Origin of the sequence: Bradyrhizobium sp. 35 (assembly GCF_023073215.1) — a bacterium.
Classification (GTDB): Bacteria; Pseudomonadota; Alphaproteobacteria; order Rhizobiales; family Xanthobacteraceae; genus Bradyrhizobium; species Bradyrhizobium canariense_D.
On record NZ_JADPJC010000017.1, the window covers coordinates 295,365 to 320,811 of the forward strand.

26 protein-coding genes are annotated in these 25,447 nt (G+C 64.3%); 14 read left to right on the top strand and 12 right to left on the bottom strand.

Annotation, left to right across the window (positions count from 1 at the left end):
• The first annotated feature begins 165 nt into the window (after positions 1-165).
• The 6 genes from IVB36_RS03765 (at position 166) to IVB36_RS03790 (ending at position 6,317) form a co-directional block, all read left to right on the top strand.
• Positions 166-1,506 (top strand): extracellular solute-binding protein, encoded by a 1,341-nt coding sequence (locus IVB36_RS03765; protein WP_026233460.1) that lies wholly within the window; start codon positions 166-168, stop codon positions 1,504-1,506.
• A gap of 148 nt (positions 1,507-1,654) precedes the next feature.
• Positions 1,655-2,593, top strand: coding sequence for a sugar ABC transporter permease (locus IVB36_RS03770; protein WP_007590928.1), 939 nt, complete (start codon positions 1,655-1,657; stop codon positions 2,591-2,593).
• Positions 2,593-3,504, top strand: a complete 912-nt coding sequence (locus tag IVB36_RS03775) for a carbohydrate ABC transporter permease (RefSeq protein ID WP_018457902.1) — start codon at positions 2,593-2,595, stop codon at positions 3,502-3,504. The genes IVB36_RS03770 and IVB36_RS03775 overlap by 1 nt, the downstream gene beginning before the upstream one ends.
• A gap of 6 nt (positions 3,505-3,510) precedes the next feature.
• Positions 3,511-4,611: a sn-glycerol-3-phosphate ABC transporter ATP-binding protein UgpC gene (ugpC, locus tag IVB36_RS03780; RefSeq protein ID WP_247336700.1), complete on the top strand. Its 1,101-nt coding sequence runs from the start codon at positions 3,511-3,513 to the stop codon at positions 4,609-4,611.
• 33 nt (positions 4,612-4,644) lie between these two features.
• On the top strand, positions 4,645-5,634 hold the full coding sequence (locus IVB36_RS03785; RefSeq protein WP_018457904.1) for a hydroxyacid dehydrogenase: 990 nt from the start codon (positions 4,645-4,647) through the stop codon (positions 5,632-5,634).
• 185 nt (positions 5,635-5,819) lie between these two features.
• Entirely contained in the window at positions 5,820-6,317 is a 498-nt protein-coding gene (locus IVB36_RS03790) for a hypothetical protein (protein ID WP_085385225.1), read from the top strand.
• Positions 6,318-6,350: 33 nt separating this feature from the next.
• Here IVB36_RS03790 and IVB36_RS03795 read toward each other — a convergent pair whose 3' ends face one another.
• Positions 6,351-6,848 (bottom strand): DUF1993 domain-containing protein, encoded by a 498-nt coding sequence (locus IVB36_RS03795; RefSeq protein WP_018457906.1) that lies wholly within the window; start codon positions 6,846-6,848, stop codon positions 6,351-6,353.
• 138 nt (positions 6,849-6,986) lie between these two features.
• Between IVB36_RS03795 and IVB36_RS03800 the strand changes: the two genes are divergently transcribed.
• The 3 genes from IVB36_RS03800 (at position 6,987) to IVB36_RS03810 (ending at position 9,378) form a co-directional block, all read left to right on the top strand.
• Positions 6,987-7,769 carry a transporter substrate-binding domain-containing protein gene (locus IVB36_RS03800; RefSeq protein ID WP_247390705.1) on the top strand — a complete coding sequence of 261 codons (783 nt, stop codon included), beginning with the start codon at positions 6,987-6,989 and terminating at the stop codon, positions 7,767-7,769.
• A gap of 172 nt (positions 7,770-7,941) precedes the next feature.
• Positions 7,942-8,850, top strand: coding sequence for a DUF2147 domain-containing protein (locus tag IVB36_RS03805; protein ID WP_247390706.1), 909 nt, complete (start codon positions 7,942-7,944; stop codon positions 8,848-8,850).
• A 177-nt stretch (positions 8,851-9,027) separates the two neighbouring features.
• Entirely contained in the window at positions 9,028-9,378 is a 351-nt protein-coding gene (locus IVB36_RS03810; protein WP_007590916.1) for a hypothetical protein, read from the top strand.
• A 143-nt stretch (positions 9,379-9,521) separates the two neighbouring features.
• Here IVB36_RS03810 and IVB36_RS03815 read toward each other — a convergent pair whose 3' ends face one another.
• Both IVB36_RS03815 and IVB36_RS03820 read right to left on the bottom strand, forming a co-directional pair.
• Positions 9,522-9,926 carry a cupin domain-containing protein gene (locus IVB36_RS03815; protein ID WP_018457909.1) on the bottom strand — a complete coding sequence of 135 codons (405 nt, stop codon included), beginning with the start codon at positions 9,924-9,926 and terminating at the stop codon, positions 9,522-9,524.
• 25 nt (positions 9,927-9,951) lie between these two features.
• A complete protein-coding gene (locus IVB36_RS03820; protein WP_018457910.1) occupies positions 9,952-10,650 on the bottom strand; it encodes a ribonuclease activity regulator RraA in 699 nt (232 codons plus the stop codon).
• A 247-nt stretch (positions 10,651-10,897) separates the two neighbouring features.
• Here IVB36_RS03820 and pxpB point away from each other — a divergent pair, with 247 nt between their 5' ends.
• The 3 genes from pxpB to IVB36_RS03835 are packed head-to-tail and all read left to right on the top strand — an operon-like array spanning position 10,898 to position 13,466.
• A complete protein-coding gene (gene pxpB, locus IVB36_RS03825; RefSeq protein ID WP_085353084.1) occupies positions 10,898-11,629 on the top strand; it encodes a 5-oxoprolinase subunit PxpB in 732 nt (243 codons plus the stop codon).
• The gene (locus IVB36_RS03830; protein WP_018457912.1) at positions 11,626-12,663 is read left to right on the top strand and encodes a biotin-dependent carboxyltransferase family protein; all 1,038 of its coding nucleotides are present in this window, start codon (positions 11,626-11,628) and stop codon (positions 12,661-12,663) included. The genes pxpB and IVB36_RS03830 overlap by 4 nt, the downstream gene beginning before the upstream one ends.
• A 32-nt stretch (positions 12,664-12,695) precedes the next feature.
• On the top strand, positions 12,696-13,466 hold the full coding sequence (locus IVB36_RS03835; RefSeq protein ID WP_018457913.1) for a 5-oxoprolinase subunit PxpA: 771 nt from the start codon (positions 12,696-12,698) through the stop codon (positions 13,464-13,466).
• Here the strand turns inward: IVB36_RS03835 and IVB36_RS03840 are convergent, their stop codons facing one another.
• The 5 genes from IVB36_RS03840 to IVB36_RS03860 all read right to left on the bottom strand — a co-directional run bounded on the left by IVB36_RS03840 (position 13,467) and on the right by IVB36_RS03860 (position 19,287).
• A complete protein-coding gene (locus IVB36_RS03840) occupies positions 13,467-13,619 on the bottom strand; it encodes a hypothetical protein (RefSeq protein ID WP_007590908.1) in 153 nt (50 codons plus the stop codon).
• Positions 13,620-13,819: 200 nt separating this feature from the next.
• Positions 13,820-15,427, bottom strand: coding sequence for a sulfite reductase subunit alpha (locus IVB36_RS03845; protein ID WP_018457914.1), 1,608 nt, complete (start codon positions 15,425-15,427; stop codon positions 13,820-13,822).
• Positions 15,424-17,205 carry a NirA family protein gene (locus tag IVB36_RS03850; RefSeq protein WP_018457915.1) on the bottom strand — a complete coding sequence of 594 codons (1,782 nt, stop codon included), beginning with the start codon at positions 17,203-17,205 and terminating at the stop codon, positions 15,424-15,426. Before IVB36_RS03850 ends, IVB36_RS03845 begins: the two co-directional genes overlap by 4 nt.
• Positions 17,206-17,536: 331 nt before the next feature.
• The gene (locus IVB36_RS03855; protein ID WP_247390707.1) at positions 17,537-18,700 is read right to left on the bottom strand and encodes a CmpA/NrtA family ABC transporter substrate-binding protein; all 1,164 of its coding nucleotides are present in this window, start codon (positions 18,698-18,700) and stop codon (positions 17,537-17,539) included.
• A complete protein-coding gene (locus IVB36_RS03860) occupies positions 18,697-19,287 on the bottom strand; it encodes an ANTAR domain-containing protein (RefSeq protein ID WP_007590901.1) in 591 nt (196 codons plus the stop codon). Before IVB36_RS03860 ends, IVB36_RS03855 begins: the two co-directional genes overlap by 4 nt.
• Positions 19,288-19,398: 111 nt before the next feature.
• Here IVB36_RS03860 and rimO point away from each other — a divergent pair, with 111 nt between their 5' ends.
• Entirely contained in the window at positions 19,399-20,724 is a 1,326-nt protein-coding gene (gene rimO, locus IVB36_RS03865) for a 30S ribosomal protein S12 methylthiotransferase RimO (RefSeq protein WP_018457917.1), read from the top strand.
• A 90-nt stretch (positions 20,725-20,814) separates the two neighbouring features.
• Here rimO and IVB36_RS03870 read toward each other — a convergent pair whose 3' ends face one another.
• From IVB36_RS03870 to IVB36_RS03880, 3 genes are all read right to left on the bottom strand, one after another.
• Complete coding sequence (locus IVB36_RS03870; protein WP_026233462.1) at positions 20,815-21,234, bottom strand: carboxymuconolactone decarboxylase family protein; 420 nt, start codon at positions 21,232-21,234, stop codon at positions 20,815-20,817.
• On the bottom strand, positions 21,167-21,598 hold the full coding sequence (locus IVB36_RS03875; RefSeq protein WP_085353092.1) for a MerR family transcriptional regulator: 432 nt from the start codon (positions 21,596-21,598) through the stop codon (positions 21,167-21,169). The genes IVB36_RS03870 and IVB36_RS03875 overlap by 68 nt, the downstream gene beginning before the upstream one ends.
• 155 nt (positions 21,599-21,753) lie before the next feature.
• Positions 21,754-22,701 (bottom strand): hypothetical protein, encoded by a 948-nt coding sequence (locus IVB36_RS03880; protein ID WP_085384083.1) that lies wholly within the window; start codon positions 22,699-22,701, stop codon positions 21,754-21,756.
• Between the two features lie 404 nt (positions 22,702-23,105).
• Here IVB36_RS03880 and IVB36_RS03885 point away from each other — a divergent pair, with 404 nt between their 5' ends.
• On the top strand, positions 23,106-24,302 hold the full coding sequence (locus tag IVB36_RS03885) for an acetylornithine transaminase (RefSeq protein ID WP_085353094.1): 1,197 nt from the start codon (positions 23,106-23,108) through the stop codon (positions 24,300-24,302).
• Positions 24,303-24,424: 122 nt separating this feature from the next.
• Here the strand turns inward: IVB36_RS03885 and IVB36_RS03890 are convergent, their stop codons facing one another.
• Positions 24,425-25,399, bottom strand: a complete 975-nt coding sequence (locus tag IVB36_RS03890; RefSeq protein WP_018457922.1) for a quinone oxidoreductase — start codon at positions 25,397-25,399, stop codon at positions 24,425-24,427.
• Between the last annotated feature and the right edge of the window lie 48 nt (positions 25,400-25,447).

Here is a 25,447-nt window from a genome sequence, read left to right on the forward strand (position 1 = left end):
AGACGCAATCAATCATGATCTGATCGCGCTACCAATTTGCCTTCGAAGCCGACGGCATCAACAAGAAACGTCGAACAAGAAACTTTCGAAAAGAAAATCAAAAGCAGAACTCGGAAGAGTTCAGAGGAACGCCAGAACAATAAAACACCCAAGCGAGGAAACGAGATGTCACGCAAGACACTGACGCGACGTCAATTTGTGGCTGCCACTGCAATGTCCTCCGCGGCGCTGATCACGGCGCCCTATGTCCGAGGCGCTTACGCCGCCGGCAAGCTCTCGATCGGCTTCTGGGACCACTGGGTGCCCGGCGCCAACGATGCCTCCACCGCGCTCGTCAAGGAATGGGGCGAGAAGGAGAAGGTCGAAGTCTCGATCGACTACATCACCAGCAACAACAAGAAGATCGAGCTGACGGCAGCGGCCGAAGCCCAGGCCAAGTCCGGTCACGACATTCTCCAGATGCCGAGCTGGTGGCCGCACGCCTATTCCGAGAATCTCGAACCGCTCAACGACGTCATGGAGCCGCTCATCAAGCAGAACGGCGAGGTGAACGACACCGTCAAATATCTCGGGCGGTCGGGCGGCAAATGGCTCGCAGTGCCCGCGACGCCGGGAAGCCAGATCAAGGGCCCCTGCTCCCGCATAGATCTCATGAAGAAACACGCCGGCATCGACGTGCAGGAGATGTATCCAGTCGGCGCTCCGCCGAAAGCAGACAACTGGACCATGGAGACGTTCCTGAAGGCGGCCGAGGCCTGCCACAAGGCCGGCTTCCCCTTCGGCATCGGTCTCGGCGAGACCACCGACAGCGTCGACACCGCCGGCGCGATCTTCCAGTCGTTCGGCGCCGAGCTCGTCAACGCCAAGGGCGATATCACCGTCAAGACCGATGCAGTGCGGCAGGCGCTCGAATTCTACAAGAAGCTGATCGCCGTCCTGCCCACCGACGCGCCGTCCTGGGACGATGCCTCCAACAACAAATGGCTGATCTCGGGCCGCGGGGCGATGATCCTGAATCCGCCGAGTGCCTGGGCGGTCGCCAAGCGCGACGCACCGCAAGTCGCCGAACAGTGCTGGACGCACGGCTTCCCGTCCGGTCCGAAGGGACGTTTTGCGCCCTTCCTGCCGTACTTCTGGGGCGTCTGGGCCTTTGGCAAGAACAAGGAAGCGGCCAAGAGCTTGCTTGTTCACCTGTCCTCGCCGGCGGCGATCGAGAAGTTCGTCGCGGCAAGCGGCGGGTACGATCTCCCGGCCTACGCGAACATGACGAAGTTCAAGACCTGGGCCGAGGAAGGGCCGCCGAAGGGCACGCTCTTCCACTATCCGGATCCCTACAAGCAGCAGACGATGTCGATCGCCGCGTCTCCGGCGCCGCCGAAGATCGCCCAGCAGATCTACTTCCAGGCGACGCTGACCAAGATGGCGCTGCGCTTTGCGCAAGGAGAGAAGTTGGAAACCGCGCTCGCCTGGGCCGAAGGCGAGTGCGAAGGCTTCATGCGAACCTGAGCCGGGTATGTGCCATGGCGGTTCACGCTTCGCGCGTGAGCCGCCGAGGCCCCACTCGCTCGATCCGCTTGCCGAATGAAGCCGACGGCTGCGCCGGCTTCGCCGTCCTACATGTCCTGCTACGTGTCCTGCAAAAGAGGCTAACGTCATGGCCGATGTCGTCGTTGAGCAAGGCCGTCCCGCTCGAGCTGCGAGCCCGCGCAAACGGGCGAGCCTGCGCAATGCAATGGGACGGAAATCGACCGTCGCGTTCTTCCTGACGCTGCCGCTGATCCTCCTGATCGCCCTGCTCGTGCTCTATCCCGCCTTCTATTCGGTCTACCTGGCGACGCTGAACAAGGCGATGACGAAGTTCGTCGGTCTCAGCAACTTCACCTTCCTGTTCAAGCGCGAAACGTTCTGGATGGTGGTGAGACAGTCCTGCATTTTTGCGATTACCGCCGTGGTCTTCAAGGCGCTGATCGGCTTCATCGTCGCGCATTTCGTCCACAACATTCCCGGCAAGAAGCAACGTAAATGGCGCGGCATGCTGCTGGTGCCTTGGGTGATCCCACCGGCGATGAGCACGCTGGCATGGCTGTGGCTGTTCGATCCCTCCTACAGCGCCTTCAACTATACGCTGTCGTTCTTCGGCATCGGTCCGATCCCGTGGCTCGGTGACACCTTCTGGGCGCGTTTCTCCGTCATCCTCGTCAACGTCTGGTACGGCGCGCCGTTCTTCCTGATCATGTACCTGGCCGCCTTGAAATCCGTACCCGACCAGCTCTACGAAGCCGCAGCGATCGACGGCGCCAATTGGTGGCAGAAGATCTGGCACATCACCCTGCCGATGATGCGCAACATCATCGCCATCACCACGCTGTTCTCGCTGATCGTCACTTTCGCCAATTTCGACATCGTGCGCATCCTCACCTCCGGCGGTCCGCTGGACCGGACGCATTTGTTCGCCACCTGGGCGTTCCAGGTCGGCATCCAGAGCAGCGACATTCCGCTCGGCGCCTGCGTCTCGCTGTTCATGGTGCCGATCCTCGCCGTCGCAGCGGTCTTCATCCTGCGCGATGTCAACAAACGTGGGAACGAAGCCTGATGAGCACGCTCGCAATCGACAAGGCCGGACCGACACGCAAGGTCAAGCTTCGAAGCATGAGCCGCGACCGCACCTGGGCGCTGCGCTGGTCCTACTTTTTCCTGGTGCTGTTTGCGATCTTCTTCCTGATCCCGCCGATCTACATGCTGATCACCTCGCTCAAGAGCAGCGCGGAGATCTCGGCCGCCACCAATCCGTGGTGGGTATTTCATCCGACGCTGTCGAACTATGTGGAGCTATTGACCTCGAACCAGTTCCTGCGATTCTTCTGGAATTCGTCGATGATCTCGATCGTGGTCGTGATCGTGACGATGCTGATCAGCATTCCGGCGGCGTTTGCATTGGCGCGGATGAAGTTCTGGGGCTCGGCGACGCTCGCGACCGGGGTCTTTCTCACCTATCTGATCCCGGACAGCCTCCTGTTCATTCCCTTGTTCAAGATGCTCGCGGTGGTCCAGGACGTCACCGGCATCACCCTTCTCAACCGCTGGTACGTGCTGGTGTTCATCTATCCGACGCTGACCGTGCCGTTCTGCACCTGGATCATGATCGGTTATTTCGCCTCGATCCCGAAGGAGCTGGACGAGGCGGCTCTCATCGACGGCGCCTCCTGGCTCCAGACCCTGACGCGGATTTTCATTCCGGTTGCCCTCCCTGGCCTGATCGCAGCGACCATCTTCGCCTTCACCGTGTCCTGGGCGCAGTTCCTCTATCCGCTGGTGTTCACGACATCCATCGACCAGCTCGTGCTGCCGGTCGGCATCACCACCACGCTGATCAAGGGCGACGTCTTCAACTGGGGGCAGATCATGACCGGCGCGCTGCTTGGCGCTGCCCCGCCGCTGGTCATCTACGCCTTCCTGATGGACTATTACATTGCCGGCCTGACCGCCGGCGCCACAAAGGGTTGATGTCTTATGGCTGAGGTTGCGTTGCGGAAGGTGGTCAAGCGTTACGACGACGTCGAGGCGGTGCGCGGCATCGATCTCGACATCTCTGACCATGAGTTCATCGTGCTCGTCGGCCCCTCCGGCTGCGGCAAGTCGACGACCTTGCGGATGATCGCGGGACTCGAGGACATCACCGACGGCGACATCATGATCGGCGGGGACGTCGTCAACGACGTGCCGCCGAAGGACCGCGACATCGCGATGGTGTTTCAGAACTACGCGCTCTACCCGCACATGACGGTCGCGGAGAACATGTCGTTCGGGCTGCGGCTCAAGCACTATCCCAAGGCCGAGATCAAGGCGCGGGTGACGGAAGCCGCCCGCCTCCTCGACATCACCGACCTGATCGACCGCAAGCCGAAGCAGCTCTCCGGCGGCCAGCGCCAGCGCGTCGCCATGGGGCGGGCCATCGTGCGCAACCCAAAGGTCTTCCTGTTCGACGAACCGCTGTCCAATCTCGACGCCAAGCTGCGCGTGCAGATGCGGATCGAGATCAAGAAGGTGCACCAGAAAGTGCGCACCACGACGGTCTACGTCACCCACGACCAGGTCGAGGCGATGACGCTGGCTGATCGCGTCGTGGTGATGAACAAGGGTCGGATCGAGCAGATCGGCACCCCGAACGAGCTCTACCACAAGCCGGCGACGCGCTTCGTCGCGGGCTTCATTGGCTCGCCGGCGATGAACTTCATTCCGTGCCGTCTCGAGGACGTCGGCGGCAAGCTCAACGTCCGCCTGACGGATCGCATCTCATTCCCGTTGCCGCCGGCCCGCGCCGCCCGTTACAGCGCGCTGCCCCGATCTGAAAACCTGTTGCTCGGCATCCGTCCCGAACATCTCACGGAATCGCATGCGCATCTCGAGCCGGGTGTCGAGACCTTCGACACCGTGCTTGATGTCACCGAGCCGATGGGAATGGAGACGCTGGTCTATTTCGGACTGGAAGGCACGCCCGTCTGCGGCCGTGTCGATCCCAATGCGGGCGCCAAGGACGGAGCACCCATGCGTTTGGCGATGGACCTCAACAATATGCACCTGCTAAACGAGGCGACCGGCGCCGTCTTGTGACGGCCGGCCAAGAAACTCGCGCAGGTAGGGACGATGTCGACCAACAAGAAGAAAATTTTTGTCACGCAAACTTTGTCGCAAGGGGCGCGCGCCCTCCTCACCCAGCGAGATGATATCGAGCTCATCGAGTTTCCGAACCTGATCTCCGCCAGGGATTTCGAGGCCTTGCTGAAGAGCCACGCGCCGGTCCATGGCGTGGCGCTCGGCGCCACCGCTTTCGGCGAGACCGAGCTCGAAGCCTCGAAGGACATGAAGGTGGTGACCCGGATCGGCGTCGGTTACGACGCCGTCGACGTCCCCGCCCTCTCCCGCCGCAAGGTGCCGCTGATGGTCGCCGGCAGCGCGAACTCGCCCTCGGTCGCCGAACAGGCGCTGTTCATGATGCTGACACTGGCAAAACGCGCGCAGGAGATGCACGCCTGCGTGAAAGACGGCAAATGGGCGGACCGTCTCGGCATGCTGCCGTTCGATCTCTACGGCAAGACCGTCCTCATCATCGGCTTCGGCCGCATCGGCACCCGCACCGCCAAGCGCTGCCTGGCGATGGACATGAATGTGCAGGTCTATGATCCCTACAAGGCAGCCGCAGAGATCAAGGCAGCAGGCTGCGAGCCGGTCGCCGATCTCGATGCCGCGCTGCCTCACGCCGATTTCGTCACCATCCACTGCCCGAAGACGCCGGAGACAGTCGGCCTGTTCGATGCGGCGCGGATCGGCCGGATGAAGCCGAAATCCTACCTCATCAACACCGCACGCGGCGGCATCGTGAAGGAGGCGGCGCTGTACGACGCGCTGGTCTCGGGCAAGCTCGCCGGTGCCGGCATCGACGTGTTCGAGGTGGAGCCGCCACCGGTCAGCAACGCGCTGTTCGCGCTGCCCAACGTCATCATGGCTCCCCACGTCGCCGGCGTGACGGTCGAGGCGGTGAGCCGGATGAGCGAGCAGACCGCGCGCAACATCCTGAGTGTGCTGGACGGCGATCCTATCCGGCAGAACATCATCAATCAGGATGTCCTGGGCTGAGCGCATCTCCGGGCTAGGCGGTTCTCCTGGGCGGGCGGCTGCCCCCCGCCTTCGGAACGCCAGAATGAGTCCCATTTTGGTGCAGATCGAGCCCTCACTCAGCCTTAATCAAACCCGCGTAATAGGTCCGGCCGCGGCGGCGGTGGGACAGACTTGCCGGCCGCGTCGAGCTGGAGGATGGACCCTTGTCAGAGATCGACCCGACCGACCACGCGTTGGCGACCATCGCCAGCATCCTGGAGCATCCTGAACCCGTCCTCGTCGTGCGCGAGACCGAGACTGTGCGCGAGACCGAGACTGTCACCGTGACTGAAATGGTGGTTGCTGGTGAGCATGGGGTCGCGGACGAGCACCCGATGGTCGACGAGCATCCGGTGGTCGAGGAGCAGCCGCTGGTGCCGGAGCACGCCGACGCCGACGGCTACAGCAAGGTCGGCCCCGGGCCGATGGTGGCGATCCGTCTGAAATGGACGGTCCATCGCGGCGATGACGGCCAGTTCTACGTCCACGAGACCATCGGCGAGCAGTCCGTGCCCGTGGTCAGCGGCCCGATGACCGGCGAAGCCGCGGTGCATTTCGTCGACGCGCATGAGGACGAGGCGCATCGGCGCTTCGAAGAGCTGCGCAGCGAGATCGCCGGCCGCAGCTCGCTCGCCGATTACGAGCGCAAGGGCGAAGCCTAGCGCGCTCTCGCGCGAAGTGGATGCCGGTTCGGCTTATCGTCGTCCGAGATAATCCTTCTTCACGAGCTCGACGCCTGCGTGCCGTAACAGGTCGTAGGCGGTCGTGACGTGAAAGAAGAACTGCGGAACGCTGAAGGTCAGCAGCAGCGTCCGCCCGGTGAAGGGCAACTCGGTCCCGTTCTTCAGCCTGAAGAAGACATTCCGCTCCGCCGCAGCATTGATCTCTGCGCGCGGCAGGCTTTCGATGAACTCGATTGACGTCGCGATGCGGGCCTGGAGCCCGGCCATGTCGTGCTCCAACACCGGCAGCGCCACCGGCTCGCGGTCGGCGAGCAAGGCCGCGGCGACCGTGGCGTGGCGACAGGCCTCGCCGATCTGTTGCGCCAGATCGTACATGTCGGGCGCCATGCGCATGCCGAGCAGGACGGCCGGGTTGAACTTCCGGGCCTCGGCATAGGCAACGCCCTTGTCGAGCAATGCGGAGAGGTTGCGCAGATACGGCACGAAGAGTCCGACCGAGGCGTCATACATTGAGATCGTCACTTCAAAATTCCCTTCAATTCCGCCTCGCCAGAGACGGGCATCTGGTCTAAATCCAGGCCTCAAGACAGGCCTCGAGAGCTGCACAATGACAGCTTGGACATGGGTGGAAAAGAGATGATCGTTCGAATGACCATTCGAATTCTGGCGACTTTGGCCGTGGTCCTGCTGGCAAACCTTTCGGCCCACGCACAGCAGACGGCGCCGTCCCGCCTCGACGAGATAGTCAAGCGCGGCACTTTGCGCGTCGGCATGACTGGCGACTACAAGCCCTTCACCTATCTCGACAAGACGACGCAGCAATTCAGTGGCTTCGATGTCGACATGGCGGAGGCACTCGGCAAGGCGCTCGGCGTCAAGGTCGAATTCGTGCCGACGGCCTGGCCGAAGCTGATGAAGGATTTCGAGGCCGATCAGTTCGACATCGCCATGGGCGGCGTCTCGGTCACGCTCGACCGGCAGAAGAAGGGCTTCTTCTCCACGCCGATCATGCGCGAGGGCAAGACGCCGATCGCGCGCTGTGCCGATGTCGGCAAATACCAGAGCATCACCGACATCGACAAGAAGGGCACCCGCGTGATCGTCAATCCCGGCGGCACCAACGAGCGCTTCGCGCGTGCCAACATCAAGGACGCCGACATCACCGTCTTCCCGGACAATACCGTGATCTTCGACGAGATCGCCAAGGGCAATGTCGACCTGATGATGACCGACGCCTCGGAGACGCGCTACCAGCAGAAGCAGCATCAAGGCGTGCTCTGCGCGGTGCATCCCGACAAGCCGTTCGATTTTTCCGAGAAGGCCTATTGGCTCCAGCGCGACATGGCGCTGAAGGCCTTCGTCGATCAATGGCTGCATATTTCGATGCAGGACGGCAGCTACAAGAAGATCTACGCCGCCTGGTTCGATTAGGGCCGCGTCCTCCTGTCGCTTGTGCCGGCCAAACTTTGGACCGGCTCCGGTGTTATTGAACCCGAAACGCAGAAGCCACGACTCATACGGTGACAGTGATCTAGATCACTTTTTGCGATCGAACCGGGGCGTATGCGTCGGTGCGGGGACCACCTGTTTCAGGAGATGCGAAATGAGGAAGCTGTTGGCCACGGCCGCATTCCTTTTGGCGAGCACCGCTGCGCAGGCGCAGTACACCTTCGACTATGGCGGGCGCACCATCCGCATTGATCCCGACCGCGGCACGGTGCAAATCCCCGGCGTCTACGACAACACCGGCCAGGGCAAGGCGAAGAAAGCCAAGAACGATGCCAAGGGGGCTCCCAAAGCGGACCCGCAGGCACCGCAACAGGCCAAGGCTGATCCGCAGCCGCCTGCCAATCCGGCGCCGGCCCCAACACCTGTCACGGCGCCGCCCGCGGCCGAGCAGGCCCCTGTCCAAGCTCCCGTCCAAGCCCCCGTGGCCGTGGCGCCTCCTGCCCCGCCAGCGCCTCCGGCCACCACGGCTAACAAGGCTCCGGCCGAAGAGGCGCTTGTGCCGCCGCCTCAGCCGGCCCCAAGTGCTGCCCCGACGGTGGCCGCAGTACCGCCCGCCCCGCCTCCACCGCCCGCCCCGACGGTCGCAGTCGCGCCGCCGGCGCCATCTCCGCCTCCCGTCCCGGCGCCTGCTCCCGTTCAGTCGGCCGCCGTCGCGCCGCCGGCTACCCCAACCGCGGCCACGCGCGACCTCAATTCACCGCTCGGCGTCTGGCTCACCGAGGAGAAGGAAGGCAAGGTCCGCATCGAGCAATGCGGCAGCAATCTCTGCGGCTACTCGGTCGATTCGAAATCGAACCAGAATGGCGAGCAGGTTCTGATCAACATGAAGCCCGGCAAGGACCAGAACAAGGACCCAAAATGGTCCGGCCGGATCCTCGATCCGAACTCCGGCTCGACCTACGATTCAACCATCGCGCTGAAGGGCACCGATCGCCTGCGCGTGCAGGGCTGCGCCTTCGGCGGCATGTTCTGCGGCGGCCAGACCTGGACGCGGGTGAACTGACTTCCCGCGACACTCTGACCGAGACAAAGGGCCCGCAATGCGGGCCCTTTTGCTTTTGCCCCTCGATTTCCGGGATGTGCGCGACATCACAGAGCCCGTCGCGCGCGTGACAGCCCTCACATCGCCGGTTCCGCGTCCGTGACACGATCCCCGCATGATCAACCCTAGGGGCGTGTCATGAACGGATTTCGCAAGGCTCTCTTCGCCACAATCATAGTCATCGCGTTGCCGGCCGCGCAGGCCAGCGCCAGCACATTCGACGGCGCATGGAATGTCCGCATCTCGTCATCGAGCGAGACCTGCGGCAACGGCTCGACCGTCGCCATCGGCATCAACAACGGTCAGATCGCCTCGAGCAGCGCAATGGTGACGGCGTCGGGCCGCGTCGCGGATGCCGGCAGCATCAATGTCACCTTGAGCACCGGCATCAAGCGCGCCGTCGGCTTCGGCCGCCTCAGCGGCACCTCCGGCTCCGGCACGTGGCGCGGCAGCATGTGCACGGGAACGTGGACCGCCGAGCGGATGTAAGGTGTCGTGCCCCGGACAAGCAGCGACGAGAAGCGTTGCTGCGCAGAGCCGGGACTCAGCAGTCCTGATGCCGTCAAAAGTTTTGGGCCCCGGATCGGCGACGCATCGCCGCGGGGCGATGCGTCTTGTCCGGGGCACGAGAGCTAGCCCAACGCGGCCCCATACTCCGCGTCGCTCACCGGCTCCAGCCACGTCGAATAGACGCCGTCGAGCGCTTCTTGCATGGCGATATGGCACATGCCGTTGGTCGGCGATCCGCCGTGCCAGTGCACCTCACCCGGCGGAATCCAGACGGTGTCGCCGGGACGGATCTCCCTGACGGGCCCGCCTTTGGTCTGAACGCGGCCGACACCGGAGATGACGTAGAGGGTCTGCCCGAGCGGATGATGATGCCAGTTGGTGCGTGCGCCAGGCTCGAACGAGACACGCGAGCAGTTCAGCCGTGCCGGCGCGGGCGCCATGATCACCGGGTCCTGCCAGACGGTGCCGGTGAAATTTTCCTTGGGCGCGCGGCGGGTCAGCCGCGTGCCTGCAACAGTGATCTCCATTGGGATTACCTCGCTTCTTTCCCGATTACTTCTTGCTTGCTGCGTAGCGCGCCTTGGTCTCGGCGTTCATGGGATAGAGGCCCGGGAGCACCGCGCCATTGTTCACCTCGTTGACGATCCAGGCTTCCATCCGCTCCTGCTCGACACCCTCGTTGAGCACTTGTTCGAGCATCGCCTGCGGGATCAGCACGCAGCCGTCCTGGTCGGCAACAACGATGTCGTTCGGGAACACCGCAACGCCGCCGCAGCCGATCGGCTCGCCCCAGCCGACGAAGGTCAGACCGGCGACTGACGGCGGCGCGGCATAGCCGTCGCACCAGACCGGCAGGTTGGTGCCGAGCACGCCCTCGACGTCACGCACGACACCGTCGGTGACGAGTGCGGTGACGCCGCGCTTCATCATGCGCGCGCATAGGATGTCGCCAAAGATGCCGGCGTCGGTGATGCCCATGGCGTCGACCACGGCGATGCAGCCCTCCGGCATTGCCTCGATCGCGGTGCGGGTCGAGATCGGCGACGACCATGACTCCGGCGTCGCCAGATCCTCCCGCGCCGGCACGAAGCGCAGCGTGAAGGCCGGTCCCACCAGGCGCGGCAGACCCGGACGCAGCGGACGCGCGCCGCGCATCCAGATGTTGCGCAGGCCCTTCTTCAGCAGGACCGTGGTGATGGTGGCAGTGGTGATGCCGGCGAGGGTCTTGCGGGCTTCGGGGGACAGCGACATGGAAACAGACGAGCTCCGGATGGGCGGGAAAGAACGCGCGCATCTTGCGGGGTGCGGGCCTTGCGTCAAGGGCCAATAGGATACCAATCATGCAGGGCCGCAGCGCAGTTATGCGTCGCGATAACAAGGGTTTATCGCCTCCCCCTGCATTAATTTATTGGACTTGCGGGCGCATTTACGCGAAGCAGGGACAAGCGGAGCTCAAGGCCGAGCCCGCGTATCTCCAGAAGCCCGATTTCGACAGCCCATGTCCGCGACGCTTCCCCCGCCCCGCCTGCTGCCCAGTGGCGACAGCGCCGTCACGGTCGAGTTCAGCCGTACCATCGACGACGACGCCAACCAGCGCGTGCTGGCGCTCGACAAGGCGCTCGCAGCGAGTCCGATCGATGGCATCACCGAGTCCGTGCCGACCTATCGCTCGCTGCTGGTGCATTACGATCCCGGCAAGATCGGCTTTGATGAACTTGGCGAAAAGCTGCTCGCGCTCGCCAGCCAGCCGCTGCCGCCGGCCACCAAGGCCCGCCGATGGCGAATTCCCGTCGCCTATGGCGGCGAGCACGGCATCGACCTCGAGGACGTCGCGAAGGCGCTGAACACCACACCCGACGACATCGTCGCGCGCCACGTCGCCGGCGACTACAAGGTTGCCATGATCGGCTTCACGCCGGGCTGGTCCTATCTCAGCGGCCTCGACAAATCCCTGCAGATGTCGCGGCGGCAGAATCCACGGCTGCTGACGCCTGCCGGCACGATCTCGATCGGCGGCATCCAGGCCGGAATCCAGTGCCTGGCGGCCCCGAGCGGCTGGCACCTGCTCGGCCGCACGCCGGTGCGGACCTATCAGCTCCACCGCAATCCGACCTTCCTCACCGAACCCGGCGATCGCGTGACGTTTTTCGCGATCGACCACAAGACATTCGAGGAACAGGACCGCGCTGCCGAGGCCGGCGAGATCATTGCCGAGCAGGTGGTGGCATGAGCCGGCTCGTGATCGCCAGCATCGGGCCCGCAAGCTCGGTCCAGGACGGCGGACGCCATGGCGCGCAACGCTATGGCCTGACGGTCAGCGGAGCGATGGACCGCCTGTCGCTCGCGGCGGCGAACACGCTTGTCGGCAACGAACCGTTCGCAGCCGCTGTCGAGGTCGGCCCGTTCGGCGCCGCGTTCACCGCGCGCGACGGTGCCGTGCGCGTCGCGATCTCAGGCGCGCCGCGCAATGCGGACATCGCCGGCAGTCCGGTCGCCACGGACACATCGGTGACGCTGAAAGACGGCGAGACGCTGACGCTGGGTTTTGCTCGCGGCGGTGCGTTCACCTATCTGGCGATCGAAGGCGGGATCAAGGGCGAGCCGGTGTTCGGCAGTCTCGCAGTCAACGCCCGTGCCGGTCTCGGCAGCCCCTACCCGCGCCCGCTGCAGGCCGACGACGAATTCAGCGTCGATGCCGCAAGCGGTGCACCGGAACAGCGCATCGAACTGCCGAAGCCGTCGAGCGGTCCGATCCGCGTCCTGCTGGGTCCGCAGGACGACGAGTTCGACGACGCCAACAAGGCGCTGTTCCTCGACAGCGAGTGGAAGATCTCGGCGACCTCCGATCGCATGGGCTACCGGCTGGAAGGTCCCGCGATCAAGCATCTGCACGGCCACAACATCGTCTCCGACGGCACGGTCAACGGCAGCATCCAGGTGCCCGGCAACGGCGCGCCGATCGCGCTGATGATGGATCGCGGCACCTCCGGCGGCTACCCGAAGATCGCGACCGTGATCACGGCCGACGTCGGCCGTCTCGCGCAGACCTCAGCGGGAACGGCGTTCCGCTTCAAGGCGGTCAGCATGGCCGAGGCGCAGGACGAGGCGAAGAAATTTGCGCAGCTGATCCGCAACCTGCCCGATCGCCTGCGTTCTGCCGACACCGTGGCGCTCAACATCGAAGCGCTCAGCGATGCCAACGTCGCGGGCTATGCTGTCAGTGCCGTCGACGCCGGGACCTGGCAGGTCGCGGCCGAGCCGTAAACGACAAGACGACCAGAGACGGAGAGCAACCCATGAAGACGATCGATCTGAATTGCGATCTCGGCGAAGGTTTTGGCGCTTGGGAGATGGGCAATGATGCCGCCATGATCGAGCTGGCGAGCTCGGTCAACGTCGCCTGCGGCTTCCACGCGGGCGACCCCGACATCATGCGCCGAACGGTCGAGCTGGCGAAGGCGCGCGGCGTCTCGGTCGGCGCGCATCCTGGCTATCGCGACCTGCACGGCTTCGGCCGCCATCCGATCGCGGGCCTGAAGGCCTCCGAGATCGAGAACCTCGTCGCCTACCAGATCGGCGCGCTGCAGGCGATCGCGACCGCGGCCGGCCACAAGGTAACGCATGTGAAGGCGCATGGCGCGCTCTCCAACGTCGCCTGCGAGGACGACATGACGGCGAAGGCGATCGCCGCCGGCATCAAGGCGGTCGACCCGAGCCTGATTTTCGTCGTGCTCGCCAATTCCAAGCTGGTGAAGGCCGGCGAAGCCGCCAATCTGCCGATGGTGCACGAGGTGTTCGCCGACCGCGCCTATGAGGACGACGGCAATCTCGTCTCGCGCAAGAAGCCCGGTGCAGTGCTGCATGACGCCAAGGCCATCGCCGACCGCGTGGTGCGCATGGTGCAGGACGGCGCGGTGGTCTCGGTCACCGGCAAGGTCATCAAGATGCGCACCGACACGGTCTGCATCCACGGCGATACGCCGGGCGCCGTCGACATCGCGCGCGGTCTGCGGCAGGCTTTGAAGGATGCAGGGATCGAGGTCGCGCCGTTCAAGCGCGGAGCGTGATCAGAACGGGTGTACCGACAGCGTGCCGAACACGATCGCGGCGATGACGGCGAAGGCGCTGTACATTGCGGCATGATGCACGCTCGCACCGGTCCGCCGCGAGAGCGAGCGCGCGTAGAAGTGCAGCCTGGCTTCCGCCGATAGTTCGCGCATGGTCGATCTCCAACGCCCCATTCGGACGATTATGAAGGATCAACCGGGGTGGCGGGCAAGAGACCGGCGGAAATAGCGATGCGGGTTCTCTGAAAACCCCGCATCGCAGGAGCAAATTCTCCTCGCCCGCCACTTCCGAGAATCTTATTCGCTCAAATCCGAGCCAGTTGGAACCGGCTCGGATGACCGTAGGATGACATCTAGTAGACGTCAGCCTGGAAGCGGCCCGTCTTCTTGAGTTCTGCGACAAAACTGACGGCTTCGTCGGTCGAACGCGCCCCGAATTGGGCGACGATATCGACCAGTGCACGCTCGACGTCCTTGGCCATGCGTTTGGCATCGCCGCAGATGTAGAAATGCGCCCCCTCGGCGAGCCACGTCCACACCTCGCGGCCGACCTCGCGCATGCGGTCCTGCACATAGAACTTCTTCTCGCCGTCGCGCGACCAGGCCAGCGACATACGCGTGAGCAGGCCCGAGGTCTTCATCGCGTTGAGCTCCTCCTGGTAGAAGAAGTCGCAATCGCTGCGCTGATGGCCGAAGAACAGCCAGTTCTTGCCAGGCGCACCGGTCGCCTTGCGGTCGAACAGGAAGGCGCGGAACGGCGCAATGCCGGTGCCGGGGCCGATCATGATGATCGGCGTCTTCGGATCCTGCGGCAGGCCGAAATTGTGCGCCTTCTGCACATAGACCTTGAGCTTCTCGCCCTCAGCGATGCGCTCGCCGAGGAAGGTCGAGGCAACGCCGATGCGCTTGCGTTTGCCGATCACGTAGCGCACGGAATCGACCGTCAGCGACAGCTTTCCAGGCGTCGCATTGTGCGAGGACGAGATCGAATAGAGCCGCGGCTGCAGCGGCTCGAGCGCCTCCACGAAGGCTTCGGGATGCGGCCGCGTGCCCGAGAACTTCTGCAGCGCCGCCATGACGTCGAGCGTTGCGGCATCGCCATCGGGATCCTCGCCCTGTGCCAGCGCCCGCGCCTTCTCGCGCTGCGCGCCGCCGGTGATGAAGGAGAGCAGTTCGAATAGCGTGTCGGGCGCCGGCGACAACGAGACGTCGTCGATCAGCACCTCGCGCAGCGTCTTGCCGTTGACCTTCGTGGTGTGGGAGGCACCGAGCAACGCGATGACCTGGTCGACGAGGCCGAGCTCGTTCCGCGCGAACACGCCAAAACTGTCACCGACGACGTAGTCGAGTTTGCTCTCGGAGAGATCGAACTCGACGTGATAGGTTTCCTTCTCGGACTTTCCCTTGTTGAGAAGACGGCGCGACAGGAAGGTCGCCGCAACGGGGTTGTCCCGCGAGCGGCCGGGCTCGGCGATCGTCACGGTCACGGCGGGGGCCGCCACCGCGTCTTGCTTGTCAGCCGGCTTTGCCGCCGGCGCCTTGTCCAGCTCTTCGTGCAACGACTTCAGCATCCGTGCGGTTTCCTTGCCACCGGGGACGCAGAGGTTGAGGCGCGCTTCACTGCGGCTCGCGATCGCCTCCGAATAGTCGTGGCAATTGTAGCCGCACTGCCCGCAATCCTGCTGCGCCATCGCCGCCATCATCTTGCGCCGCACGGGACGGCCTTCGGCGAGCTTCATCCGATCGGCGATCGGCATGGTCTGGTCGTGCCACGGCGCTTCACCGTCGTCACCGTCACCAGCCTGCATGACCGCGGCGCCCTGCTCCGCCGACAGCGGCGTGGCCGCCTCAGGCGACAGCAGCCCGGCAAAGAAGCCGTTCAGCCAGGAGCGTTGCGCGTCGGAGAACGGGGCGCTCGTGGGAATAATGTCGAGTTTGGGTGGAGGGCTGATCTGGTTCATGAGGACACCTCGGCATCGGCAAGCTTGCGCAGCGTCTCGCCGTCGTGGCGGCGCGCAAAGGACAGGAAGGTTTCGTCAGGAGACGAGCGATGGGCGATATAGGCCTTGAGCAGCCCTTCGACCGTCTTCGGCGCGTCCTCGGCCTTGAGGTCGTGATAGACCTCCTGACCGACGTCGGCGTCAGGACCGAACCCGCCGCCGGTGAAGAGATGATAGCCCTCCACCGTGTCCTCCTCGTTGACAGGCACGCGCGCCCCGATCAGACCGATGTCGCTGATGTAGTGCTGGGCACAGGAATGGTGGCAGCCGGTGACGTGGATGTTGACCGGCTTGTCCATCTCGACGCGCGGCTCGCACCATTCGCCGATCTCGGCGGCGTGACGCTTGGTGTTGGAGGCGGCAAAGCGGCAACCGGCATTGCCGGTGCAGGCGATCAGGCCGGCGCGGATGTGCGAGGCCTCGGCCGCGAGCCCGATCTGCTTGATCGCCGCAACGGCAAGCTCGACATTCTCGTCACGCACCCCTGATATCAGCAGGTTCTGCCAGACGGTCAGACGGATCTCGCCGTCACCGAGGTCCAGCGCCACCTTGGCGAGACCCCGCATCTGATCGCAGCTGATCTTGCCGAGCGTCAGCGACACGCCGATCCAGTTCAAGCCGTCCTGCTTCTGCTTGTGCACGCCGATATGCGCCATGCGGTCCGCGGCCGGCCGCGGCGCAAACGCCTCTTCCGTCACGCGCGTGAACGGCGTCTTCAGCCGCTCTTCGACCAGCTTGAGAAAGCCGTCATGGCCCATGGCGTCGAGCACGTATTTCAACCGCGCCTTGTTGCGGTTGGTGCGGTCGCCGTGCTCGATGAAGACGCGCACGATGGCGTCGGCAACGGCGGTAGCGTCTTCAGGCTTGACGACGATGCCGGAATATTTCGCAAAGTCCTTGTGGCCGGTGATGCCGCCGAGGCCGAGGCGGAACCAGATCCCGGGTTCGACGCCGAACCCATCCTTCACCTCATACGCCGTGAAGGCGATGTCGTTGGTCTCCTCGAGCACCGCGATCTTGCCGGCGCCGTCGAAGGCGACGTTGAACTTGCGCGGCAAGCCATACAACGAGCGATCGTTCAGGATGTGGTAGTGCCACTCGCGCGCATAAGGCCGCGTGTCGATCAGCTCCTGCGGATCGATGCCCGCCGTCGGCGTTCCCGTCACGTTGCGGATGTTGTCGGCGCCGGAGCCGCGCGAGCACAGGCCGAGATCCTGTATGCCCTCGATCAGCTTCACGGCGTTCTTCGGCGGGATCTCGCGAAGCTGGAGATTGGCACGCGTCGTGACGTGGCTGTAGGGCCCGCAGGTTTCATCGGCGAGGTCGGCAAGGCCGGACAGTTGCCAGTGCTTCATGATGCCGTTCGGAATGCGCAGACGGCACATGTAGGAGTCCTGCGTCGGCGCGACGTAGAAGATGCCGTAATAGCGCCAGCGGAAATTATCCGCCGGGCTCGGCGGCGTATTGTCGAGCGCCTGCTGGCGGAGACGCGGATAGGCATCGAAGGGATGCTCGTCGCGCTTGACCTTCTCCTGGTCGGCGAGCTTCTTGCCCGCGGCGATCACCTTGTCCTGCGCCTTGATGTGCACGGCATCGGGACCGGTCGGCTCGGCGTTCGCCTTGCCGGCGCCGCCGCCGAGACCGCGACCGACCCGGCTGATCTGCAGACCGGTCGTGAAGCCTTCAAGGTAGCGTTTCTGGTCGTCGGTAAAGTCGACTGAGACGGTGTCGAGTTTCATGGTCAGTAACGAAGCTCCTGCGGCCACCTGGGTGGTTTCGACGGAAAGTGCACGACCCGCGAGGAGCTCGGCTGGCTCGAGAGCCGGCTGCGCACCCAGCGGTCCGAACAGCTTCGTTGCTGGGGACTGGCGCAGCAGGCATCTGTGACAGGCTGGCCGCACTGCAACATTCAAGTTGCGTGCCAGCTTCGATGAAATGAAAATGTGTGAGGTATCAGGTAATTAAGAGCGCGCCGGGGAACTCTGGGCTCCGGAACTCTTATGAAATTCGAGCAGTCGGCCTAAAATTTAGACTCGGATCTCCAGCGCTCAAAAACGATGCAGACCCGAATCACACCTTCCAGCGGCCCACCTCGAAGGCCTCGAGATGCCCCCGAATATTGGCGGGATCGAAGGCGGGGCCGGCGAATGCGCCGAATGCCGCGGGGGCTTGGGCGGGCGGCCGGCGCCCGAGGGCGCCGTCGTAGAGATCGGGCCTGAACACGGCCATCGCCGTCTTGACGCCGTCGGGCGTCAGCGTCGTCTGCCCCCAGCGCACCATCTGCGCATAGAGCCAGGCGGCCTGGACCGGATCGGGGCGCCCTGCTTCCTCGCGTCCCACCAGGAGGTAGCTGCCGCTCTCGCGAAAGGTGCCGTCCGGCGAAATCTTGAGGCGCCCCGTGAGGGTGCGCTGGATGACTTCGGCATCGACGCCGATCCGCTCCGGCTGCGCCAGGATCTGCGCCGCTTCGGTCCGGTTTTCGGGATGCTCGATGAACTCGGCGGCTTTCACCGCCGCGCGCACCAGGCTGGCTACCACGTCGGGATTCTTGTCAGCCCAGACCTGGCGGAGCGCCAGCACCTTCTCGGCCGCATGGGCCAGGATGTCGGAGACGAAATGCAGGATGTGGCCGATCCCGAGATCGACCGCGATCGAATTCCAGGGCGCACCGACGCAGAACGCATCGACATGCCCATTGGCAAGACTGCCGACCATATAGGGCGGCGGCAGCACGACCAGCCGCACGTCCTCGTCGGGATCGACGCCGGCCGCCGCCATCCAGAACCGCAATTGATAATTGTGGGTCGAGAACGGGAAGGTCATGCCGAAGGTCAACGGATCGGCCCCAGCCTTGCGCCGCTTGGTGACCACGCGCGCCAACGCTTTTGCCGTGGCGAGCGGATCGAAGCGGTCGCCGTCGATCTCCTCCATCAGCGCGGTATGAAGCGCCGGCGAGACCGTGATCGCGTTGCCGTTGATGCCGAGATTGAAGGGCGCCGCGATCGGCACCTTGACGTGGCCGAGCCCGAGCGAGGACGCAATCGCGACGGGAGCGAGCAGATGCGCGGCGTCGAACAAGCCGATATTGAGCTTGTCGCGGACGTTGGACCAGGAGACCTCGCGGACCAGTTCGACCTCGAGCCCTTCAGCCGCGGCAAATCCCTTGTCGACGGCAACGATCAGCGCTGCGGCATCGACCAGCGGAATGAACCCGATGCGGAGGGGAGCGGTCATTTCAGCATCTCCGACGCGGTGATGATCGACTGGGCGATCTCGCCGATTTTCTTCTTCTCGCGCATCGCAGTGGAGCGCAGCAGCACATAGGCCTCGTCCTCGGTGAGGCCTTTCACCTTCATCAGGATGCCCTTGGCCTTCTCGATGACCTTGCGATCCTCGAGCTGCGACTTGGTACGCTCCAGTTCCTCCTGGAGTTTTGCGAAGGCATTGAAGCGCGACACGCAGAGGTCGAGGATCGGCTTGATGCGCTCCTTCCTCAGCCCGTCGACGATATAGGCGGAGACCCCCGCCTCGACCGAGGCCTGGATCGAGGATGAATCGCTCTGGTCGACGAACATCGCGATCGGCCGCTTCACGGCGCGGCTGACCTGGAACATCGCTTCCAGCACGTCGCGGCTGGGGTTTTCCAGATCGATCAGGATGATGTCGGGATCGACCGCATAAATCCGGGCGAGCAGGCTCTGCATCTCGCGGATATGGACGATCTGCGTAAATCCGGCCTCCCGCAACCCTTCTTCGAGGATCGCAGCCCGGATCGGGCTTTCGTCGACGATCACGATTTTGGGCGACTGTTCGGCGCTCATTGCTCACTCACCACCAGTGATTCATCCATAGCATGCCCGCGAGCCATGCAAAGGGTTGTAATTATGGGCAATTGGGACTAGCTCAACCCTGTCAATCAGGCAGATTTGGATATGGATCAGACGGCTGCGCCGAAGGTCAGCTTCGTGTCGCTCGGGTGCCCCAAGGCTTTGGTGGATTCCGAGCGCATCATCACGCGTCTGCGCGCCGAGGGCTACGAGCTCGCCCGCAAGCATGACGGGGCCGACATCGTCATCGTCAACACCTGCGGCTTCCTCGACAGCGCCAAGCAGGAATCGCTCTCGGCGATCGGCGAGGCCATGGCCGAGAACGGCAAGGTGATCGTGACCGGTTGCATGGGGGCGGAACCCGAGCAGATCGAGCAGGCCTATCCCGGCGTGCTCTCCATCACCGGCCCGCAGCAATATGAGAGCGTGCTGGACGCCGTGCATCGCGCGCTGCCGCCCGCCCACAATCCGCATCTCGATCTGGTGCCGCCGCAAGGCATCAAGCTGACGCCGCGGCACTATGCCTATCTGAAAATCTCCGAGGGCTGCAACAACCGCTGCACCTTCTGCATCATCCCGAAGCTGCGCGGCGACCTGGTCTCGCGACCGGCCAACGACGTGCTGCGCGAGGCCGAGCGCCTGGTCGACGCCGGCGTGAAAGAGCTGCTGGTGATCTCGCAGGACACTTCGGCCTATGGCGTCGATCTGAAATACGCCGAGAGCCCGTGGAAGGATCGCCAGGTCCGCGCCAAATTCATCGACCTCGCGCGCGAGCTCGGCGAGCTCGGCGCCTGGGTCCGGCTGCAATATGTCTACCCCTACCCGCATGTCGACGAGGTCATCGCGCTGATGAACGAGGGCAAGGTGCTGCCCTATCTCGACATCCCGTTCCAGCATGCGAGCCCCGAAGTACTGAAGGCCATGAAGCGCCCGGCGGCGCAGGACAAGACGCTGGCGCGCATCAAGCGCTGGCGCGAGCAATGTCCTGATCTCGCTTTGCGCTCGACCTTCATCGTCGGCTTCCCCGGCGAGACCGATGCGGACTTTGCCTATCTCCTCGACTGGCTGGACGAAGCCGAGATCGATCGGCTCGGCTGCTTCAAGTACGAGCCGGTCGCCGGCGCCACGGCGAATGCGATCGAGAACCCCGTGCCGGAAGAGATCAAGCAGGAGCGCTACAATGCACTGATGGCGCGCCAGCAGAAAATCTCTGCGCGCAGGCTGAAGCGCAAGGTCGGCACGCGCCAGCAGATCATCATCGACGAGGTCGGCCCGACCGTCGCAAGGGGCCGCTCCAAGGCCGATGCGCCCGAGATCGACGGCGCCGTCTACCTGTCGAGCCGCCGCCCCTTGCGCGTCGGCGAGATCGTCACCGCCAAGATCGAGCGCGCGGACCAGTACGACCTCCACGGCAGCGTCGCGGGATTCTGAGATTCCGGTCGCGGCACGCCGGCAAGACCGGCGCGCCTTAGGCATTTTCCACCAGCCGGCGTTCAGGCTGGGCGTGCCCGAACTACGAGGTCATGTCGCTTCTCCCGACGCCTGCTGTTCGTCGCGTGCGGCGAACACTTCCTTGGCTGCGAACAGCCCGTTCAGCGCCGCCGGGAAGCCCGCATAGACGGCCATCTGCATCATGATCTCCACGATCTCGTCGCGAGACAGGCCGACGTTCAGACCCGCCTCGAGATGCACTTTGAGCTGAGGCGCGGCATTTCCGAGCGCCGTCAGCGCGGCGATCGTGGCGATCTCTCGATCGCGCAGGCCGAGGTCCGGGCGGCAGTAAATGTCGCCGAACGGAAACTCGATCACGTATCGTGCGAAATCCGGAGCTATGTCGGCGAGTGAGGCGACGACCTTTTCGCCGGCACTGCCGTCAATGCGCGACAGGGCCCGCTGGCCGCGATCGAAGCGGCTTTCGTCTTGTGTTTGGGCGTGCGTCATTTTCCTTCGTCCTCTGTTCGTCGCTGGCATAGCCGGCGATCTTGGTATCAAGGACGAGCAGGCATTCCTGGAGTTCGGCAATTTGCGTGCGCACCTGTTCCCGGTGGACTTCCAGCATCTGCCGCCGGGCTGGCCCGGTGGCTTCGCCTTCATCCCGAAGCGCCGCATAACGCAACATGCCCCGGATCGGCATTCCCGTGGTCTTGAGCCGACCGAGAAATTCGATCCATGTGAGGATCGATGCGTCAAAGTCGCGCTGGCCGGAGCGATCCCGGTCGGCGTATGGCAGCAGCCCGATGCGCTCATAGTAGCGCAGCGTGTGTGTCGACAGGCCGGTCCGTTTTGCGAGGTCGCCGATCTTCATGTGTGCCCGTTCTCGTACTGACGCACGTACAGATACCCCTTCGAGCGCGCTCTAAGTCAAGGGGGATCGAAGGTGCCGTTCCCGCGAGGTCATGATGACGCGACAGCGGAAGATTTCGGCGCCGGCTGGGCGGCGGCATCGCTGGATGCCCAGCTTCAAGATTCCGCCAGCCATTTCGGCACCCAGCGCTCCGGGCGCGGGGCGCGGGCAAGATCGGCTTGCGCCTCCGACAGCTTCGCGGGCTCGCCCTCGATGGTCGGGCGCACATCATATTCGAAGTTCGGCATGACGCGGCCGTCGGCATAGAGATCGAATTTCATGGCGTACCACAGCCCGAGCTCGGGCTGTGCGCGGCGCATCTCCTCACGCAGATCGCGCAGCAGGGATTCGATCGAGGCGGCTTCCTCGAACGGCTGCGGCCCGCGCGAGAGGACGCGCGCCTCGTACTGCTTGCCGACGATCGCGACCTCGAAATGCGTCTTGTCCCAGGCGTTCTTGCCCTTGGGGAGATGCGCGGCCAGGCGCCAGCCGAGCTCGGCCATCAGGCGATGATTGGCCCAATAGTCTTCGCGACCCCGGCTCCATCTTTCCATGAAGCCGCGAAAGTCGGGCAGCTCCGACGGATCGTCATCGGACGCCGCCATATCCCTGCCCAGCCGTCCGGTGAGCCATTGCGCGAGCTCGACCGTCTGACATTCGACTTCGTCGTGCGGCTTCAGATCGCTCCAAGCGTTGTCGAATTGTTGCGACGTCAGTTTCGCGAGCAGGCCATCGAGGCTCGGCGCCAGCAGCTCGTAATCGCCCTCGGAGCCAAGCCCCACGATCGGCGGATTGTCGCGGTCAAGACCCGCGCCGTACCAGCCGCCAACAGCCGAGCCATCCGGCAGCCGCATGAACAGCGAAAACCTGTCGCGCAAGGGACTGCCGTCAACAATAGGCGCCTGATCCGAAAACTGGCCCTGCAGCGAGAAACACCCGACACTGCCCCAGGGCCGTCCCTTCAGCCAGCCGGCAAAATCCAGTAACAGCGGCGGCGCCTCCATGCCTGGCGGAAACGCGCCGCGAATGCTGTCGAGGTCGATCGAATAAGGCGTGTCGGACAAGGCTTAAAACTATCTGGTTGGTCCCGCCCCTCTTGGTCCGAACCGTCAGGCGTTCGGTTCGAGCCAATTCGCGTTCGCTGATCACAAACGCGCTAGAAACGTAATGGGTTTCCCGGCGCGCATCTCTCTCCTGCCCCATGCACGCTGGGCGTGTGGTCTGCAAGGCGGCGCTTGACAAGCCCGGCCATTCGCATGTATTGCCGCGCCCCATGATCAACGCTCGGACCCATCAGCGCACCGAAATGCTCCGCCGTCGCTTCCGCGACGATGAGAGGGTGCGCCATGTCCGACGACGCCGCTGAAGCACTGAATTCAGCGTAGGTTTTCGAGAAGGCCGCACCCGCAAGGTGCGGCCTTCTTGCTTTTCGCGCCCCCTTTTCCACCCGCCTCCAGAGGAGTTCGACATGACCACCGCCACCCATCCGTATGACGCGTTGATGGACATCACCGCTCGGCCCAAGGCCGTGTTCGTTCGCGGCGCCGGCTCCTACCTCTGGGACGACAGCCGCAAGCGCTATCTCGATTTCGTACAGGGCTGGGCGGTCAACTGCCTCGGCCACTCCCCGCCCGCGATCGCCAACGCGCTTGCCGTGCAGGCCAAGCGGCTGCTGACGCCAAGCCCCGCCTTCTACAACGAGCCAAGCCTGAAGCTCGCGCAGGCGCTGGTTGCAGACAGCGCGTTCGACCAGGTGTTCTTTGCCAATTCCGGCGCGGAAGCCAACGAGGGCGCGATCAAGCTCGCGCGCAAATATGGCAGCCTGCATCGAGGTGGCGCGTACGAGATCATCAGCTTCGAAGGCGGCTTTCACGGCCGCACCTTGGCGACGATGTCGGCCTCGGGCAAGAAGGCCTTTGAGCCGCTGTTCGAGCCAAAGGTCGCCGGCTTCAAGAAGGCGAAGCTCAACGACATCGCCTCGGTCGAAAAGCTGATCAACGACAACTCCGTCGCTGTGATGATCGAGCCGATCCAGGGGGAATCAGGCGTATGGCCGGCGACCGATCAGTTCTTGCAGGAGTTGCGCGCCCTCACCGACGCGCACGGCCTCCTCCTGATCTTCGACGAGATCCAGACCGGGATGGGCCGGACCGGCAAGCTCTTCCACTACGAGCACACCGGCATCGCGCCCGACATCATGACGCTCGGCAAGGGCATCGGCGGCGGCGTGCCGCTCGCGGCGCTGCTCGCGACCGAACGCGCGGCCTGCTTCGAGCACGGCGACCAGGGCGGCACGTTCAACGGCAACCCGATCATGTGCGCGGCGGGGCTTGCGGTGCTCAACGAGGTCAGCAAGCCGGAGTTCCTGAAGACGGCGACCGAAACCGGGCTGCTGCTCGAAAGCGAGCTGCAGAAGGTCTCGGCGCGGCATGGGCTCGGCGAAGTGCGAGGTCGCGGGCTCCTGCTCGCGCTCGACCTCAAGCTGCCGATCGCGCCCGGCATCGTCGCGCAGGCGTTCGAGGCCGGCGTGCTCCTCAACGCGCCGCAGGTCGACACGTTGCGCTTCATGCCGGCGCTGAACGTCACGCGGGCCGAGATCGCCGAGATGATCGATTGTCTCGACGGGATCTTGACCAGAGCCGGCGCGGCACGGCGGGTGGCGTAGACGGCCCGCTCTCTTCTCCGTCATGGCCGGGCTTGTCCCGGCCATCTACGCCTTGAGGCGCGGCACGAAGAGCGTGGATGCCCGGGACACGCCCGGGCATGACGACTTCGGCAAGACGTTCTTTACGGCTTCAAGATCGACGCACCCGTGGTCTTGCGGCTTTCGAGATCGATATGCGCCTTGGCGGCGTCTTTGAGCGCGTAGGCATGGTTGATCGGCACGTGCAGCTTGCCGTTGATGACGGCGGCGAACAGCGTGTCAGCGCCTTCCAGCAACTCCTTGCGCGTTCCGATATAGTCGTTGAGCTTGGGCCGGGTCGCAAACAGCGAGCCGTGGGTGTTGAGCTCGGCGATCGAGAACGGCGGCACCGGGCCTGAGGCATTGCCGAAGGAGACGAACATCCCGCGCGGCTTCAGGCAGGACAGCGAGCCCGGGAACGTCGCCTTGCCGACACCGTCATAAACCACGTCGCAGCCCTCGTTGCGGCTGATCTGTTTGACGCGCGCAACGAAGTCTTCCTCGTTGTAGAGGATCACATGGTCGCAGCCATTGGCCTCGGCAAGCGCAGCCTTCTCGCGCGAGCCGACGGTGCCGATGACGTGGGCACCCATGGCCCTCGCCCATTGGCAGGCAAGCAGGCCGATGCCGCCGGCCGCGGCATGGATCAGCACGCGATGATGCGGCTCGACCTTGAAGGTCTTGTGCAGGAGATACCACACCGTCAGCCCCTTCAGCATCAGCACGGCGCCCTGCTCGTGGGTGATGTGGTCGGGCAGCTTGACCAGCCGCTCCCAGGGGATGTTGCGCTCGCCGGTATAGGCGCCGAGATTGTGGTAGTACGCGACGCGGTCGCCGGGATGGAAATTCGTCACGCCCGGCCCGACCGCGACGACCTCGCCCGAGGCTTCGTTGCCGGCGATGAAGGGCAGCCCCGGCGCCTTGTAGAGGCCGGTGCGGTAATAGACGTCGATGAAGTTCAGGCCGACGGCATGCTGGACGATGCGCACCTCGCCGGGCCCGGGCGCCGGAACATCGACGCTCTCATAGACCAGGGCTTCGGGGCCTCCGACCTTGTGCACACGGACGGCTTTGGTCATCACCTGACCTCCTTTTCTCGCGGGCCAGCGAAAGACATCGCGCCCGCC